This window comes from Pseudomonas sp. MPB23, assembly GCF_046605395.1.
Classification (GTDB): Bacteria; Pseudomonadota; Gammaproteobacteria; order Pseudomonadales; family Pseudomonadaceae; genus Aquipseudomonas.
The window spans coordinates 5,412,640-5,427,035 of record NZ_CP176771.1; the positions used below are offsets into that span (position 1 = coordinate 5,412,640).

At 61.5% G+C, this 14,396-nt stretch carries 14 protein-coding genes and 1 pseudogene; 6 read left to right on the top strand and 9 right to left on the bottom strand.

Features of this window, described 5'->3' with window-relative positions:
* Window positions 1–20: 20 nt before the first annotated feature.
* The 3 genes and pseudogenes from ACLH0J_RS24415 to sugE all read left to right on the top strand — a co-directional run.
* A pseudogene (locus tag ACLH0J_RS24415) lies at window positions 21–110 on the top strand (outer membrane lipoprotein carrier protein LolA); the annotation flags it as partial.
* Window positions 111–144: 34 nt separating this feature from the next.
* Window positions 145–1,110: a bile acid:sodium symporter family protein gene (locus ACLH0J_RS24420; RefSeq protein ID WP_411389409.1), complete on the top strand. Its 966-nt coding sequence runs from the start codon at window positions 145–147 to the stop codon at window positions 1,108–1,110.
* Between the two features lie 106 nt (window positions 1,111–1,216).
* Window positions 1,217–1,531, top strand: coding sequence for a quaternary ammonium compound efflux SMR transporter SugE (gene sugE / locus ACLH0J_RS24425; protein ID WP_411389410.1), 315 nt, complete (start codon window positions 1,217–1,219; stop codon window positions 1,529–1,531).
* Window positions 1,532–1,566: 35 nt separating this feature from the next.
* On the opposite strand, the gene ACLH0J_RS24430 is transcribed toward sugE, so the two are convergent.
* From ACLH0J_RS24430 to ACLH0J_RS24445, 4 genes are all read right to left on the bottom strand, one after another.
* The gene (locus tag ACLH0J_RS24430) at window positions 1,567–3,441 is read right to left on the bottom strand and encodes an MFS transporter (RefSeq protein ID WP_411389411.1); all 1,875 of its coding nucleotides are present in this window, start codon (window positions 3,439–3,441) and stop codon (window positions 1,567–1,569) included.
* Window positions 3,442–3,509: 68 nt separating this feature from the next.
* Window positions 3,510–4,658 carry a TDT family transporter gene (locus tag ACLH0J_RS24435; protein WP_411389412.1) on the bottom strand — a complete coding sequence of 383 codons (1,149 nt, stop codon included), beginning with the start codon at window positions 4,656–4,658 and terminating at the stop codon, window positions 3,510–3,512.
* 106 nt (window positions 4,659–4,764) lie between these two features.
* Window positions 4,765–5,076, bottom strand: coding sequence for a cupin domain-containing protein (locus tag ACLH0J_RS24440; protein WP_411389413.1), 312 nt, complete (start codon window positions 5,074–5,076; stop codon window positions 4,765–4,767).
* A 44-nt stretch (window positions 5,077–5,120) separates the two neighbouring features.
* Complete coding sequence (locus tag ACLH0J_RS24445; RefSeq protein ID WP_411389414.1) at window positions 5,121–6,311, bottom strand: MFS transporter; 1,191 nt, start codon at window positions 6,309–6,311, stop codon at window positions 5,121–5,123.
* Window positions 6,312–6,402: 91 nt separating this feature from the next.
* On the opposite strand from ACLH0J_RS24445, the gene ACLH0J_RS24450 reads away from it, so the two are divergent.
* Window positions 6,403–6,942 (top strand): TetR/AcrR family transcriptional regulator, encoded by a 540-nt coding sequence (locus ACLH0J_RS24450; protein WP_411389415.1) that lies wholly within the window; start codon window positions 6,403–6,405, stop codon window positions 6,940–6,942.
* A 72-nt stretch (window positions 6,943–7,014) separates the two neighbouring features.
* Here ACLH0J_RS24450 and ACLH0J_RS24455 read toward each other — a convergent pair whose 3' ends face one another.
* From ACLH0J_RS24455 to ACLH0J_RS24470, 4 genes are all read right to left on the bottom strand, one after another.
* The gene (locus ACLH0J_RS24455) at window positions 7,015–7,794 is read right to left on the bottom strand and encodes an ABC transporter permease (protein WP_411389416.1); all 780 of its coding nucleotides are present in this window, start codon (window positions 7,792–7,794) and stop codon (window positions 7,015–7,017) included.
* Window positions 7,791–8,723, bottom strand: coding sequence for an ABC transporter ATP-binding protein (locus tag ACLH0J_RS24460; protein ID WP_411389417.1), 933 nt, complete (start codon window positions 8,721–8,723; stop codon window positions 7,791–7,793). The genes ACLH0J_RS24455 and ACLH0J_RS24460 overlap by 4 nt, the downstream gene beginning before the upstream one ends.
* A 134-nt stretch (window positions 8,724–8,857) precedes the next feature.
* Window positions 8,858–9,475, bottom strand: a complete 618-nt coding sequence (locus ACLH0J_RS24465) for a glutathione S-transferase family protein (RefSeq protein ID WP_411389418.1) — start codon at window positions 9,473–9,475, stop codon at window positions 8,858–8,860.
* 45 nt (window positions 9,476–9,520) lie between these two features.
* A complete protein-coding gene (locus ACLH0J_RS24470) occupies window positions 9,521–10,180 on the bottom strand; it encodes a transglutaminase-like domain-containing protein (RefSeq protein ID WP_411389419.1) in 660 nt (219 codons plus the stop codon).
* A gap of 191 nt (window positions 10,181–10,371) precedes the next feature.
* On the opposite strand from ACLH0J_RS24470, the gene ACLH0J_RS24475 reads away from it, so the two are divergent.
* Both ACLH0J_RS24475 and ACLH0J_RS24480 read left to right on the top strand, forming a co-directional pair.
* Window positions 10,372–12,819: an acyl-CoA dehydrogenase gene (locus ACLH0J_RS24475; RefSeq protein WP_411389420.1), complete on the top strand. Its 2,448-nt coding sequence runs from the start codon at window positions 10,372–10,374 to the stop codon at window positions 12,817–12,819.
* A gap of 75 nt (window positions 12,820–12,894) precedes the next feature.
* A complete protein-coding gene (locus tag ACLH0J_RS24480; RefSeq protein ID WP_010567536.1) occupies window positions 12,895–13,302 on the top strand; it encodes a PA2817 family protein in 408 nt (135 codons plus the stop codon).
* A gap of 12 nt (window positions 13,303–13,314) precedes the next feature.
* Here the strand turns inward: ACLH0J_RS24480 and ACLH0J_RS24485 are convergent, their stop codons facing one another.
* Window positions 13,315–14,349 (bottom strand): LysR family transcriptional regulator, encoded by a 1,035-nt coding sequence (locus ACLH0J_RS24485; RefSeq protein WP_411389421.1) that lies wholly within the window; start codon window positions 14,347–14,349, stop codon window positions 13,315–13,317.
* Window positions 14,350–14,396: the final 47 nt, after the last annotated feature.

Below are 14,396 nucleotides of genomic sequence, written 5' to 3' on the forward strand. Positions count from 1 at the left end.
GCCTTACTGTAAGAGCGAGTTTGCTCGCGAAAATCGTCAACGATGATGCGGGCATTCTGAATGCACGCGGCGCGCTGAGGTTTTTCGCGAGCAAGCTCGCTCCTACAGTGGTTTTTCCGTGCACCTGATAATAAGGACATCCCCATGCGCGCACTCGCCGCCTTGAGCCGCTTCGTCGGCAATACCTTCGCCTACTGGGTGTTGATCTTTGCCGTGCTGGCCTTCGTCGAACCCGGCTGGTTCATCGGCCTGAAAAGCGCCATCGTCCCGCTGCTGGGCCTGGTGATGTTCGGCATGGGGCTGACCCTCAAACTTGATGACTTCGCCGAGGTCGCTCGCCATCCGTGGCGCGTGGCCCTGGGCGTGGTCGCGCATTTCGTGATCATGCCGGGCGTGGCATGGCTGTTGTGCCAGGCGTTTCACCTGCCGCCGGAAATTGCCGTCGGCGTGATCCTGGTCGGCTGCTGCCCAAGCGGCACCTCGTCCAACGTGATGACCTGGCTGGCCCGTGGCGACCTGGCCTTGTCGGTGGCCATCGCCGCCGTCACCACCCTCCTCGCCCCACTGCTGACACCGGCATTGATCTGGCTTCTGGCGTCGGCCTGGTTGCCGGTGTCGTTCATGGAATTGTTCTGGTCGATCCTGCAAGTGGTGCTGCTGCCGATCGTGCTGGGGGTAGTGGCGCAACGTGTGCTCGGTGAACGGGTGCGCCATGCGGTGGAGGTGCTGCCGCTGGTGTCGGTGGTGAGCATCGTGATTATCGTCTCCGCCGTGGTAGCCGCCAGCCAGGCGAAGATCGCCGAATCAGGCCTGCTGATCATGGCGGTGGTGATGCTGCACAACAGCTTCGGCTACGTGCTGGGTTACTTCACCGGGCGTCTGTTCAAGTTGCCTTTGGCCCAGCGCAAGTCGCTGGCCCTGGAAGTGGGCATGCAGAACTCCGGGCTGGGCGCCGCGTTGGCCAGCGCGCACTTTTCACCGCTGGCGGCAGTGCCGAGCGCGCTGTTCAGTGTCTGGCACAACATTTCCGGGGCGTTGCTCTCGACGTACTTCCGTCGCATGAGCGAGAAGGAAGACCGCCGCGTACTTGAGAACACGCCGCAAACTTGATCAAGCGATCCATATTCGGCACTCTACCGAACTTCGCGGGGACGACCCCGCGACGCTATCGAGCGCTCACCAGGGGACGACCCCGCCTATACAAAGGGAGGTCATCATGTCTTGGATCATTCTGTTTTTTGCCGGCCTGTTCGAGGTCGGTTGGGCCGTCGGCCTGAAATACACCGACGGTTTCAGCAAGCCCCTGCCCACCGCCCTGACAATCGCCGCCATGGCCATCAGCCTCGGCTTGCTGGGGCTGGCCATGAAGGAACTGCCCCTGGGCACCGCCTATGCCATCTGGACCGGCGTGGGCGCCGTGGGCACGGTGATCGCCGGGATTATCCTGTTCGGCGAATCCATGGCGCTGTTCCGGCTGGCCAGTGTGGCCTTGATCATTGCCGGGTTGATCGGGCTCAAGATCAGCAGTTGAGCCCTTGGCGCGTTCCCACTCAGTGGGGACGTGCCTTACCTGAGCTGACCGCGTAACACCCCTACCCTCTCCTGCAACTGTTCGGGTGTCGCGGCCTCGACCCCGACAGGCTCACCGGCCACCAACACTACCCGCGACCAGATCCGATGAAAGATCCCCTTGTTCGGATCGCGACTGAAAAAACTTCCCCACAGCCCCTGCAATGCCATCGGAATCACCGGCACCGGCGTCTCTTCCAGAATGCGCGTGACGCCCCCGCGAAACGCGTTCATCTCCCCGTCCGCGGTCAACTTGCCCTCCGGGAAGATGCACACCAACTCACCGTCCTTCAGGTACTGGGCAATGCGCGTGAAGGCCTGTTCATAGATCTGGATATCCTCGTTGCGCCCGGCAATCGGAATCGCTCCGGCGGTACGGAAGATAAAGTTGAGCACCGGCAAGCGGTAGATCTTGTAGTACATGACAAAGCGAATCGGCCGACGCACCGCGCCGCCAATCAACAGCGCATCGACAAACGACACGTGGTTGCACACAAGCAAGGCTGCGCCCTCATCCGGAATCAGTTCCAGATTGCGATGCTCCACGCGGTACATGGAATGGCTGAGCAGCCAGATCATGAAGCGCATGGTGAACTCGGGGACGATCTTGAAGATATAGGCGTTGACCGCGATGTTGAGCAGCGACACCACCAGGAACAACTCCGGGATCGACAGCTTGGCCACGCTCAGCAGCAGGATCGACACGATCGCCGATACCACCATGAACAACGCGTTGAGAATATTGTTGGCCGCAATCACCCGCGCCCGCTCGTTCTCGGCGGTGCGCGACTGGATCAGCGCGTACAACGGCACGATATAGAAGCCGCCGAACACCCCCAGGCCCAGGATATCCAACAACACCCACCATGCCTGGCCGTAACCGAGCACCGCCAGCCAGTCGTTGACCTGCACGTTCTGCGGGAACCCGCCGGAGTGCCACCACAGCAGCAGGCCGAACACGGTCAGGCCAAAGGAGCCGAACGGCACCAGGCCGATTTCCACCTTACGCCCGGAGAGTTTTTCGCAGAGCATCGAACCGAGGGCGATCCCCACCGAGAACACCGTGAGGATCAGCGTCACCACGGTTTCATCGCCGTACAACCACTCTTTGGCGTAAGCCGGGATTTGCGTCAGGTAGATCGCGCCGACAAACCAGAACCACGAGTTACCGACGATCGAGCGCGACACCGCCGGGGTCTGCCCCAAGCCCAGGCGCAGGGTTGCCCAGGACTGGCTGAAGATATTCCAGTTCAAGCGCAACTGCGGGCTGGACGCCGCCGCACGCGGAATGCTGCGACTGGCCAGGTAACCCAATACCGCCACGCCGACGATGGCCACCGACACCACCGGCGCGTAATGGGTGGACGACATCATGATCCCGGCACCGATGGTCCCGGCCAGGATCGCCAGGAACGTGCCCATTTCCACCAGGCCATTGCCCCCCACCAGCTCATCGTCGTGCAGCGCCTGGGGCATGATCGAGTACTTCACCGGCCCGAACAGCGCCGAATGCGTGCCCATGGCAAACAGCGCCAGCAGCATCAGTTCCAGGTGATTGAACAGGAAGCCCGTCGCACCCACGGCCATGATCACGATCTCGCCGATCTTGATCACGCGGATCAGCGCGTCCTTGTTGAATTTCTCGCCAAACTGCCCGGCCAGCGCCGAGAACAGGAAGAACGGCAAGATAAACAGCAAGGCGCACAGGTTGACCCAGATCGCCCGGTCCCCGTCGATGGTGAGCTTGTACAGAATCGCCAGGATCAGCGATTGCTTGAAGATGTTGTCATTGAAGGCACCCAGCAACTGGGTGATGAAAAACGGCAGGAAGCGCCGTGTGCGCAGCAAGGTGAATTGTGAGGGGTGGCTCATCGTCCGTGTTCCTGCGTGGCCTGAAGGCTATTGTTGGTTTTCCAGGCCACGACTTTACCTAATCGCGCTTACTTATTCCCTAATCCCGCAATACACGGTGAAACAAAAAGCTCACCTTTATAGGCGCCCTGCAGGGTGCGCTTGGCGACGATCAGCCACATCAGCGCCAACGCCGCCACCAGCACGCAGCCAAAAACACTGAAGAAACCCAGGTGCAGCACGTTCGCCAGCTTGAGGGTGGCCAAGGCGTACACCCCCAACGGGAAGGTAAACCCCCACCACCCCAGGTTGAACGGGATACCGGCGCGCAGGTAACGCAGGGTGATCAACACCGCGATCAGCATCCACCACAAACCGAACCCCCACAGGGTGATGCCCGCCACCAGCCCCAGGCCGCTGGCGATCTCCCCGACACCGGGCAGGCCATTGGCCGCGAAGATCGCCGGCGCATCGCCACCGAGCAGCAACATGCCGAGGGCACCGGTACCGATGGGGCCGAGCGCCAGCCAGCTCGACGCCGCCATATTGGCGTGGGGCAGTTTATGCAGGGCCATGCGCAGCATCAGGATGGTCAAGATACTGAACGCCACCGGCAGGGAAAACGCCCACAGCACATAGCTGGTCACCAGCATCAGCAGTTGTCCATGGGGATCCGCCAGGTGCGGTGCCAGCAAACCACCGCTGGCCGCCGCGACTTCGGCGGCAACCACCGGCAACAGCCATACCGCGGTCATCTGGTCGATGCTGTGTTCCTGGCGGGTGAACATCATGAACGGGATCAGGACGCCGCAAGCCAGGGCCATCCCCACATCCAGCCACCACAGGGCTTCGGCCAACGGGATCACATCGCTGCCCCAGCGCGGCAGGCCGAACAGCAACAAGCCATTGAGAATCGTCGCCAGGCCCATGGGAATGGTGCCGAAAAACATCGACACCGTGGAGTGCCCGAAAATGCGCCGCGCCTCGTGGAAAAACATCACCCACCGCGCGGCATAGAGCAGGCTGAACAGAACGAACAGGCCAATGGTGAACACCCACAGGCCTTCAGCAAGGGTGCGCAGCCCCGGCAGATTGACTGGCAATTGCGCCAGGGCCAATGCCAATACGCCGGTGCCCATGGTGGCGGCGAACCAGTTCGGCGTGAACTGGCGAATCACTTCCCGGGGACGGGTCAGATGGCTGAAGGGTTTGTAGCTGATGGTCGTCGAGCAGGTCATGATGGCGATCCTCTTCCTCGCATGAGGTTGAGGCCATGGTAGAACCTGAGCACATATCTATATAACGGGTAATATCTCTAACTGTTATCTATTTTGCAGATATAGCTTACACACTGCCTTCGCTTTCGATCACTAGGATGCGCGCCGGGCCCTGGGGATGGGCCACATGTTCAGTGCCGACATTGGCGTAGAAGATGTCGCCCACGGCCAGTTCCGCCACCTGCTCCAAGCCGCCATCGCGGTAGTGCATGTGTACCCGGCCATCGAGCACCACGAAGACCTCTTCTCCATCGTTGATGTGCCAGCGGTACGGCTGGTCGGTCCAGTGCAAACGGGTGGTGATGCCGTTCATGTTGGCGATATCCAGCGCCTCCCAGGCACGGCTGCCGGTGAAGTCCTTGCTGCGGATGATCTTCATGCTTGAATCTCATGGCTGTCGGGGGGTCGGCGATTATGAACGCATCACGGGCTCGATGTCGCCCTGGCCCGGGCGGAACCCTGCAGCAGCGCCACCAGGGCACTGAGTGCCAGCACGATCAGCAACACGCCATAGGCATCGGTTGTGGCAATCAAGCCGAACGTGCGCGTCAGGTTGCCCGCCAGCAGCGATGGCACGCAGAACGCCAGGTAACTCAGGACGTAGAACGCAGACATCAAGCCCGCCCGCTCATGGGGCAAGGCCAAGGGTACGACACTGCGCAAGGCGCCGAGAAACCCGGCACCAAAGCCGCTGCCGGCGATCAGCGTCGCGAGGAAAAACAACGGCAGGCTGGCAGCGTGCACGGCGCTCAGGATCAGCGCCACGCCTACTGCCAACAACACGGCCCCCAGGCGCAGGGTCTTGTCCGCCGGGCGATTGCGCAGACTGAAAATCATCACTGCGCCACTCAAGGTCAGCACCGCCACCAGGCCGCCGCCGATCAGGTTGGAGGTCGATCCCGTGGCCGCACGCACCAGCGAAGGCGCCAGGGACAGATAGAAACCGCTCATGGCCCAGACGGCGACATCCACCGGCAAGGCAATCCACAATGCGCGGCGGGCCTGGCGGGGTACGTGCAAGGTGGGCCACAAGGACGCCAGCGCGCCCGGAATGCGGCTGACGGTTTCCGGCAGGCGCCATAGAGACAGGGCCTGCAGCAGCATCAAGCTCAAGAGCGTCCAGTAAATCAAGGTGGTCGGAAACGGTGCGAACTCCACCAACAGGCTGCAACCCATCGCACCGCACGCCATGCCCAGCAAGGGCGCGACGCTATTGATCAGCGGCCCCTGTTGGCGGTCGGTGTCCAGCAGCGCGGCACCCAGCACCGAGGTGGCCATGCCAGTGGCGAAGCCTTGCACAGTGCGCGCAGCGATCAACCAGGCCACGCTGTCTTCATTGATAAACAGCAACATCGCCAGCATCTCCAGGATCAGCGCGGCAAAAATCACCGGCTTGCGCCCCAGGTGGTCCGACAGCGAGCCGACGGTCAACAGCGCCGCCAACAGGCTCAGGGCGTAGACACCGAAGATCAGCGTAAGCATGCCCGCCGAAAAATGCAGGCCTTCCTGATACACGTGATACAACGGCGTCGGCGCGCTGGACGCCGCGAGGAATGTCAGCAAGGTGAACGCCAGGAACCCCAGGCTGCAACGATGAGAAGTAGGACTGGACATGGGCACGCTCCACTAAAGCTAATATTTTGCTTTTGCGCAGTGTGCTACCCATCAAGGCTTAAAGCAAATTCTTTGTGTTAAGGTCACAAACATGGCGATTAAAGAAGGCCTTCGCCCGGGGGGCCGTAGTGCCCGGGTACAAGAATCGGTCCACTCGGCCGTGCGTGAACTGCTGGAAGCCCATGAGCGCTCGAGTGTCACCGTGCCGATGATTGCGTCGCGCGCGGGCGTCACCCCCTCGACCATCTACCGGCGCTGGGGCGATCTTTCCGTACTGCTGGCCGACGTGGCCCTGGCCCGCATGCGCCCCGACAGCGAACCGGCCAACACCGGTAGCCTGCGCGGCGACCTGCAAGCCTGGGCCGAGCAATACCTGGACGAAATGAGTTCGGAGCCGGGGCGCAACATGATGCGCGACTTGCAATGCAGGGTGACGCCAGGCTACTGCGTGAGCATCCTGAGCGGGCAGTTGCAGGCGATTGTCGACCGCTACCCGGACCAGGCGCCACCGAGCGTAGACCATTTGATCAACCTGCTGGCGGCGCCGACGGTGTTCCGCATCCTGTTTTCAACGGCACCGCTGACCGTTGAAGAGCTGCATGCCCTGATCGAACTGGCGCTCAAGGCCTAAAGACCCTACACAAAACCCAATGTGGGAGAGGCTTGTTCCCTCCCACACGTTCTATCGCGTTGAAGTCAGTACTCAGGTCCGCATCCCGCGCCCGCTCACCAGCAACCGCGCACAACCGATGTACAACACCACCGTGGCCACGATCATGAAGGTGATCGCCACGCTGATCTTGATATCCGACACGCCGAGAATGCCGTAGCGGAACGCGTTGACCATGTGCAGCACTGGGTTGGCCAGCGATACGGTCTGCCAGAACGGCGGCAGCAAGGTGATGGAGTAGAACACCCCGCCCAGGTAGGTCAGCGGCGTCAGCACGAAGGTCGGGATGATCGAGATGTCATCGAAGTTGCGCGCAAACACTGCGTTGATGAAGCCCAGCAGCGAGAAGATTGTCGCCGTCAGCACCACCACGATCAGGGTGACGCCGAGGTGATGCACTTGCAGGTCGGTGAAGAACAGCGACAGCACGGTCACGATCACGCCGACCATCAAGCCCCGCAGCACACCGCCCAGGGTGTAGCCGATCAGAATGGTGTGCGGCGACACCGGCGACACCATCAGCTCTTCGATGGAGCGCTGGAACTTGCTGCCGAAGAAACTGGAGACCACGTTGCCATAGGAGTTGGTGATCACCGACATCATGATCAGCCCCGGCACGATGTATTCCATATAGGTGAAGCCACCCATATCGCCGATCTGCCGGCCGATCAGGTTACCGAAGATCACGAAGTACAGGACCATGGTGATCGCCGGCGGCAGCAGGGTCTGCGGCCAGATCCGGGTAAAGCGTTTCACTTCGCGGTAGACGATGGTTTGCAACGCGATGAGGTTGGGTTGCAGTTCGGAACTCATACCGCCACCTTCGCCAGATTTTTTTCCACCAGGGACACGAACAACTCCTCAAGGCGATTGGTTTTGTTGCGCAGGCTCAACACTTCGATGTTCTGAGTCGCCAGTTGGGCGAACAACGCCGTGATGCCCATGGCTTTGTCCACCTGGACTTCCAGGGTGCGGCTGTCCACCAGATGGCTGGGGTAGCCGAGCAACTGCGGCGCCGCCGACAGATTGTTCTTCAGGTCGAGTACGAAGGTTTCCACATGCAACTGGCCCAGCAGATTACGCATGCTGGTGTTCTCGACGATGGTGCCGTGGTCGATGATGCCGATGTTGCGGCACAGTTGCTCAGCCTCTTCCAGGTAATGGGTGGTGAGGATGATGGTGATGCCTTTCTGGTTCAGTTCGGTCAGGAACGTCCACATCGAGCGACGCAGCTCGATGTCCACCCCGGCGGTGGGCTCATCGAGAATCAGCAGGCGCGGTTCGTGCACCAGTGCGCGGGCGATCATCAGCCGGCGCTTCATACCGCCGGACAGCGAACGCGAAGGCACATCGCGCTTGTCCCACAGGCCCAGTTGGGTCAGGTACTGCTCGGCGCGTTCCTTGGCGATTTTCGCCGGAATGCCGTAGTAACCGGCCTGGGTCACGACGATGTCGAAGGTCTTTTCAAACTGGTTGAAGTTGAACTCCTGGGGCACCACGCCGATGCAACGCTTGAGCGCCGCCGGGGAGGTGTCCAGGTCATGTCCGAAAATATTCACCGTACCGCTGGTTTTGTTGACCAGGGTCGAGAGGATACCGATGGTGGTGGATTTGCCGGCACCGTTGGGGCCGAGCAAGGCGAAGAAATCACCTTCGGCAACGTCCAAATCGATACCACTCAGGGCCTGGAAACCGTTGCCGTAGGTTTTGGTTAGCTGCCGGATGGACAGAGCGGAACTCATATCTGAATACGCACCAAAGAAGGGAATAGGAACAATAGATGAGGCTACACCGCACGCCGTTCAACGGCGGCGCAGTACAAGCATGGTGCTTGCCCGCGCCGCACAAGTACAGTCACCTGTATTAATAGTCAGTATTAAGTCAACGCGGTCATGACCGCTTTGCGGTAGGCCGGGCGCTGTTGCAAGCGCTGGTACCAGGCCTCCAGGTGGGGCATTGCCGGGCGTTCGATGGGCATTTCGAACCAGGCGTAGATAAAGCAGCCCAGGGGGATATCGCCCATGCCGATCTCATCGCCCGACAGGTAAGGTTGGCTGGCGAGGGCCTGCTCGACGGTGTTGAGCGCGTCGATACAGGCCTGGCGCCCGGCGTTGATACTGTCCCAGTTCTGCTTTTCAGCCGGGGTGCGCACAATGCCCCAGAACACCGCCTTGAACGGTTCGGCGAGGGTCGAGGTGGTCCAGTCCATCCATTTTTCCGCATTGGCCCGTGCTTTCAGATCGACGGGGTACCAGCTCGACGCCTGCTTGGCGCAAAGGTAGCGCACGATGGTGTTGGATTCCCACAACACAAAGTCGCCGTCTTCGATCACCGGCACGCGGCCATTGGGATTCAACGCCCGGTATTGCGGCGTATCGACCACACCGAAAGCCCCGCCCGCATCAATGGCTTCATAGTCCAGGCCGAGTTCCTCGGCGCACCACAGTGCCTTGCGGACGTTCGATGAATTTTTACGACCCCAGATCTTCAGCATGACCGCACCTTATTGTTGATGAACGCAGCAGCAGCATACGCCGGTTCATGTGCGGCTCAAATCGCCCTGCATGTCGCCCAGCAGCGCCGGCATGTCCCCGGCAAACAGGTGCGGGTAGCACTGCTGAAGATGAGCGAAGAAAAATGCCTCGGGCACGTCAGGGAATTGCCCGTGATCCACCACGTACTCCATCGAGCGTTGGCCCTGGCGGTTGAAGGGCTGGAACACACTGTCGTTGACCCCATCGAACGCCAGCGGCGCGACATCGAACACCTCGCACAGTTGGCTGTTGAACGCCGGCGTGGCCTTGACCCAGCGACCGTTCAGGTACAGCTCGGTATAACCGTGCATGGCGAACACATCGCTTTTGAGCAACGCGATCAGGCGCGGCGTCGACAGGTGATTGCGCACATCCGCCAGGCCGATCCGCGCAGGAATGCCACAGTGCCGTGCACATGCGGCGAGCAAGGTGGCCTTGGGCACGCAGTAGCTTTCGCTGGCGGCCAAGGCAAAGCTGGCGCTCAGGGTGTGCGGGTCACGACTGAAGGTGTAGGGGTTATAGCGAATCGCCTCACGCACGGCGTAATAAAGGCTGACTGCCTGGTCACATAAATCCGCGCTGGAACCGCGATGTCTTTCGGCGAACTCCACCACCGCAGGGTGGTCACTATCGATGAAGCGGCTGGGACTCAGGTACGTATCCATGAGCGTGATCTCCGAGGGAAGCCTGGAGTTTAACGACAGGTCTGCCACAGAGATAACGACGATTCGGCCAAATGTCAGCGCCTGGTGCTGGGTGCTCCCAGTGCAACTCGTTACACCCTGATCACCCCACTTGCTCGGATGCCGACTAAGCTCCTTGTTGGTTTCGCCCTTGGTTTCACGGAGGATTGAATATGCTGTTGTTGTGGATACTGGTTCTGGTGGTCGGCGTTGCCTACCTGGCACACCGCCGCACCGCGCCCCTGCCCGCCCTGGGCGTGGTCGCCGTCTACCTGTTGGCGATGGGCGCCTGGAGTCACGCACCGGGTTGGCTGCTGCTGATCTTCTGGGTACTGATCGCAATCGTGGCCGCACCCTTGCTGCTGCCGGACCTGCGTCGCCAATACTTCACCAAGCCGCTGTTCAGCTGGTTTCAAAAAGTCCTGCCGCCGATGTCCGAAACCGAACGCGATGCCATCGATGCCGGCACCGTGTGGTGGGACGGCGAACTGTTCAGCGGTCGCCCCGACTGGGACACGTTGCTGGCCTACCCCAAGGCCCAACTGACCGAAGAAGAACAGGCGTTTATCGACGGCCCTACCGAAGAGCTCTGCGCCATGGTCAGCGATTGGGAAATCGGCCAGGCCATGGACCTGCCGCCCGCTGCCTGGGCGCACATCAAGACCCACGGTTTCTTTGCGCTGATCATTCCCAAGGAATACGGCGGCAAGGGCTTCTCCGCCTACGCCCACTCCCAGGTCGCGATGAAACTCGCCACCCGCAGCGGCGACCTGGCCTCCACCGTGATGGTCCCCAACTCCCTCGGCCCGGCCGAATTGCTCCTGCATTACGGCACGGACGAGCAACGCAACCACTACCTGCCGCGTCTGGCGCGTGGCGACGATATCCCCTGCTTCGCCCTGACCGGACCGTTGGCCGGCTCTGACGCTGGCGCCATGCCCGACACCGGGGTGATCTGCACAGGCGAATGGCAAGGCAAGGAAACCCTGGGCCTGCGCCTGAACTGGGAAAAACGCTACATCACCCTCGGCCCGGTCGCGACCTTGCTGGGGCTGGCTTTCAAGGCCCATGATCCGGATCACCTGCTGGGCGAAGAAGAAGACCTGGGCATCAGCCTTGCACTGATCCCCACCGACACCCCCGGCGTGGAAATCGGTCGCCGTCACCTGCCCCTGGGCGCCGCGTTCATGAACGGCCCCAACTCCGGCAAGGACGTGTTCATCCCCCTGGAGTTCCTGATCGGTGGCCAGGAGATGCTCGGCAAAGGCTGGATGATGCTGATGAACTGCCTCTCGGTCGGCCGTTCGATCTCCCTGCCCGCGGTCGGCACCGGCGCCGCCAAGTTCACCAGCCTGGTCACCGGCCAATACGCCCAGGTGCGCGAACAGTTCAACGTGCCGCTGTCAGCCTTCGAAGGCATCCAGGAAGCCCTGGCGCGCATCGGCGGCAACGCCTGGCTGATGGACAGTGCGCGCATGCTCACCGCCAACGCCGTGGACCTGGGGGAAAAACCCTCGGTGCTGTCGGCGATCCTCAAGTACCACCTGACCGAGCGCGGCCGTGAGTGCATCAGCCACGCCATGGACGTGCACGGCGGCAAGGGCATCATCATGGGCCCGAACAACTACCTGGGCCGCAGTTGGCAGGGCGCGCCGATCTTCATCACTGTGGAAGGCGCGAATATCCTCTCGCGCAACCTGATGATCTTTGGTCAGGGGGCGATCCGCTGCCACCCGTTTGTCCTCAAGGAAATGGCCCTGGCCGGTCGCGAAGACCACGACCAGGCATTGAAGGAATTCGATGGCCTGCTGATGCAACACATCGGTTTTGCCGTGAGCAATGCCGCCAGCACCCTGGTGCTGAACCTGGGCATCGGCCGCTTCGAGAAAGCGCCGGGTAACCGCTTGAGCCAGGGTTACTTCCGCGCGCTGAACCGCCAGGCCGCCGCCTTCGCCCTGCTCGCCGACCTGAGCATGATGCTGTTGGGCGGCGAGTTGAAACGCCGCGAACGCTTGTCGGCGCGCCTGGGTGATGTGCTGAGCCACATGTACCTGGCCTCGGCGGCGCTCAAGCGCTATCACGACCTGGACTCGCCGGACCATCTGGAACCGCTGTTCGCCTGGGCCATGGAAGAAAGCCTCGGCGAGTCGGAGCGCGCACTGGATGAACTGCTGAGCAACTTCCCGAACAAGATCCTCGGCTGCCTGCTGCGGGTGATTGTGTTCCCGTTCGGGCGTCGCCATAGCGGGCCGTCCGACGCACTGGATGCACAGGTAGCCGCCGTGATCGGGCGCGCCAAGGGCGACCCGACCCTGGAAGAGCTGCTGGCCGGCTGCTACCGCCCGCAATCGGCGGAAGATCCGGTGGGCGCCCTGCAACAGGCCTACGACTTGCTCGGCGCCAGTCATGCGCTGCAGAAGAAACTGCATACCGCGCTCAAAAGCGGCCAGGTCAAACCGGCTGCCGGGGAACACGCCATCGACGCCGCGCTGCATGCTGGCGTGCTGCAACCGGCCGAAGCGCAAACCCTGCGTGACGCTGAAGCGGCACGACGCAAGGTGATCGACGTGGATGACTTCAGCAAGGAAGAGCTGACCCAGGCTGAAGGTAAAGTCCGCTGAGTCGAGCGGTCATATAAAAATGGGCGCGAGAGGCATATACTCTCGCGCCCGTTTTTGCTTTAGAGGACTTATCTCGTGTCCAACGTCGTTGCCGATCATCTCGTCTTGCTCGACCACCTGCGCAGCATCCTGGTTGCCGTCGGCGAAGCCGAACAGGTACCCGAGGAAAGCCACACCCTGTTCCTGGAGCGCTTCGACGAACTGCGCGCCCTGCTGCCGATCGACCCGATCGAAAGCCAGTACCTGGGCCAGGACCTGATGAGTCAGGTCATCCTGCGCTACCCACAGATTGCCCATCTGGTGCCCCGCGACCTGCTGTGGTTCTTCGGCGGCGATTGCCTGCACTTCATGCCCGACGAAGAACTGGACCTCTACCAGGCTCTGGAAGAGCGTCGCTTTGAAGCCGAACAGAACGACGAACCGTTCGACTGGAACCAGGAAAAGCAACTGCTGGCCATGCCGCAGGACCAGAGCAAGCACTGACCATTCGGGGCGCTACAGAACCCCATGTGGGAGGGGGCTTGCTCCCGATAGCGGTGGATCAGTCTCCGATAGGCTGACTGACATACCGCTATCGGGAGCAAGCCCCCTCCCACCGTCGGATCGGCGCAACGTCGGTTCGGTGGCCATGCACGCCACCAGGTAATCAATAAACACTCGCACCTTCGGCGGCAGGTAACGCGTCGGCGAATGCAGCAACCACGCCTGACCATGGTAGGACGCAATAAAGTCCCACGCCGGCAACACCTGCACCAAGCGCCCCTCATCCAGGGCATGGCGTGCCGTAAAGTACGGCAAGCTGCCGATCCCCACATGCTGCAACACCGCATCCAGGCGCACGCCGGTATGGTTCGCCGCATAACGCCCACGCACGCCAACCGTCACCGCCTTGCCCGCCTGGCGAAACTTCCAGCGTGAGTCGCCGGGTGTCTCCCCCAGGTAGATGCAACTGTGCGCCAGCAAATCATGGGGATGGCTTGGCGTACCGTGCTCAGCCAGGTACTGCGGCGTCGCACACAGCAGGTGCTCAATGGGCAATAACTGCCGCCCGACCAGGCCCGGCGGCGGGCTGTCGGTGATGCGGATGCTCAGGTCAACGTTGTCATCGATCATGTCCACCTGCCGATCTTCGAGGATCAACTGCACATCCACCTTGGGATAACGGCGCAGAAACTCCGGCATATGCGGGTGTACCACGAACCGTCCCACGGCCTTGGGCACGCTGACCCGTATCAACCCCTCGGCTTCGTGGGTGAACTGGCCGCTGATCTCCATCACCGAACGCGCCGCGTTGACCATCTCCTGGCAACGCTTGAACACCTCTTCCCCGCCTTCGCTCAGGCGCAACTTGCGCGTGGTGCGTTGCAGCAAACGCGTGGCCAGGGCCTGCTCGAGTCGCGAGATACTGCGGCTCACCGCCGAGGGTGAAACGCTCAGTTGCCGCGCGGCTTCGGAGAAACTGCCGGCTTCCACCACTTTGACGAAAATCGCCATTTCACCCAGCAGCGGCAAAGGAAGATTGATGCTCATGACGCACAGGTCCATTGATATTTGAACGGATTATCACCCATTCAAGC

What these genes read in the sequence shown, in the direction of transcription:
- ACLH0J_RS24420 (WP_411389409.1), top strand. Translation starts at nt 145, where the DNA reads ATGCGCGCACTCGCCGCCTTGAGCCGCTTCGTCGGCAATACCTTCGCC.
- sugE (WP_411389410.1), top strand. Translation starts at nt 1,217, where the DNA reads ATGTCTTGGATCATTCTGTTTTTTGCCGGCCTGTTCGAGGTCGGTTGG.
- ACLH0J_RS24430 (WP_411389411.1), bottom strand. Translation starts at nt 3,441, where the DNA reads ATGAGCCACCCCTCACAATTCACCTTGCTGCGCACACGGCGCTTCCTG.
- ACLH0J_RS24435 (WP_411389412.1), bottom strand. Translation starts at nt 4,658, where the DNA reads ATGACCTGCTCGACGACCATCAGCTACAAACCCTTCAGCCATCTGACC.
- ACLH0J_RS24440 (WP_411389413.1), bottom strand. Translation starts at nt 5,076, where the DNA reads ATGAAGATCATCCGCAGCAAGGACTTCACCGGCAGCCGTGCCTGGGAG.
- ACLH0J_RS24445 (WP_411389414.1), bottom strand. Translation starts at nt 6,311, where the DNA reads ATGTCCAGTCCTACTTCTCATCGTTGCAGCCTGGGGTTCCTGGCGTTC.
- ACLH0J_RS24450 (WP_411389415.1), top strand. Translation starts at nt 6,403, where the DNA reads ATGGCGATTAAAGAAGGCCTTCGCCCGGGGGGCCGTAGTGCCCGGGTA.
- ACLH0J_RS24455 (WP_411389416.1), bottom strand. Translation starts at nt 7,794, where the DNA reads ATGAGTTCCGAACTGCAACCCAACCTCATCGCGTTGCAAACCATCGTC.
- ACLH0J_RS24460 (WP_411389417.1), bottom strand. Translation starts at nt 8,723, where the DNA reads ATGAGTTCCGCTCTGTCCATCCGGCAGCTAACCAAAACCTACGGCAAC.
- ACLH0J_RS24465 (WP_411389418.1), bottom strand. Translation starts at nt 9,475, where the DNA reads ATGCTGAAGATCTGGGGTCGTAAAAATTCATCGAACGTCCGCAAGGCA.
- ACLH0J_RS24470 (WP_411389419.1), bottom strand. Translation starts at nt 10,180, where the DNA reads ATGGATACGTACCTGAGTCCCAGCCGCTTCATCGATAGTGACCACCCT.
- ACLH0J_RS24475 (WP_411389420.1), top strand. Translation starts at nt 10,372, where the DNA reads ATGCTGTTGTTGTGGATACTGGTTCTGGTGGTCGGCGTTGCCTACCTG.
- ACLH0J_RS24485 (WP_411389421.1), bottom strand. Translation starts at nt 14,349, where the DNA reads ATGAGCATCAATCTTCCTTTGCCGCTGCTGGGTGAAATGGCGATTTTC.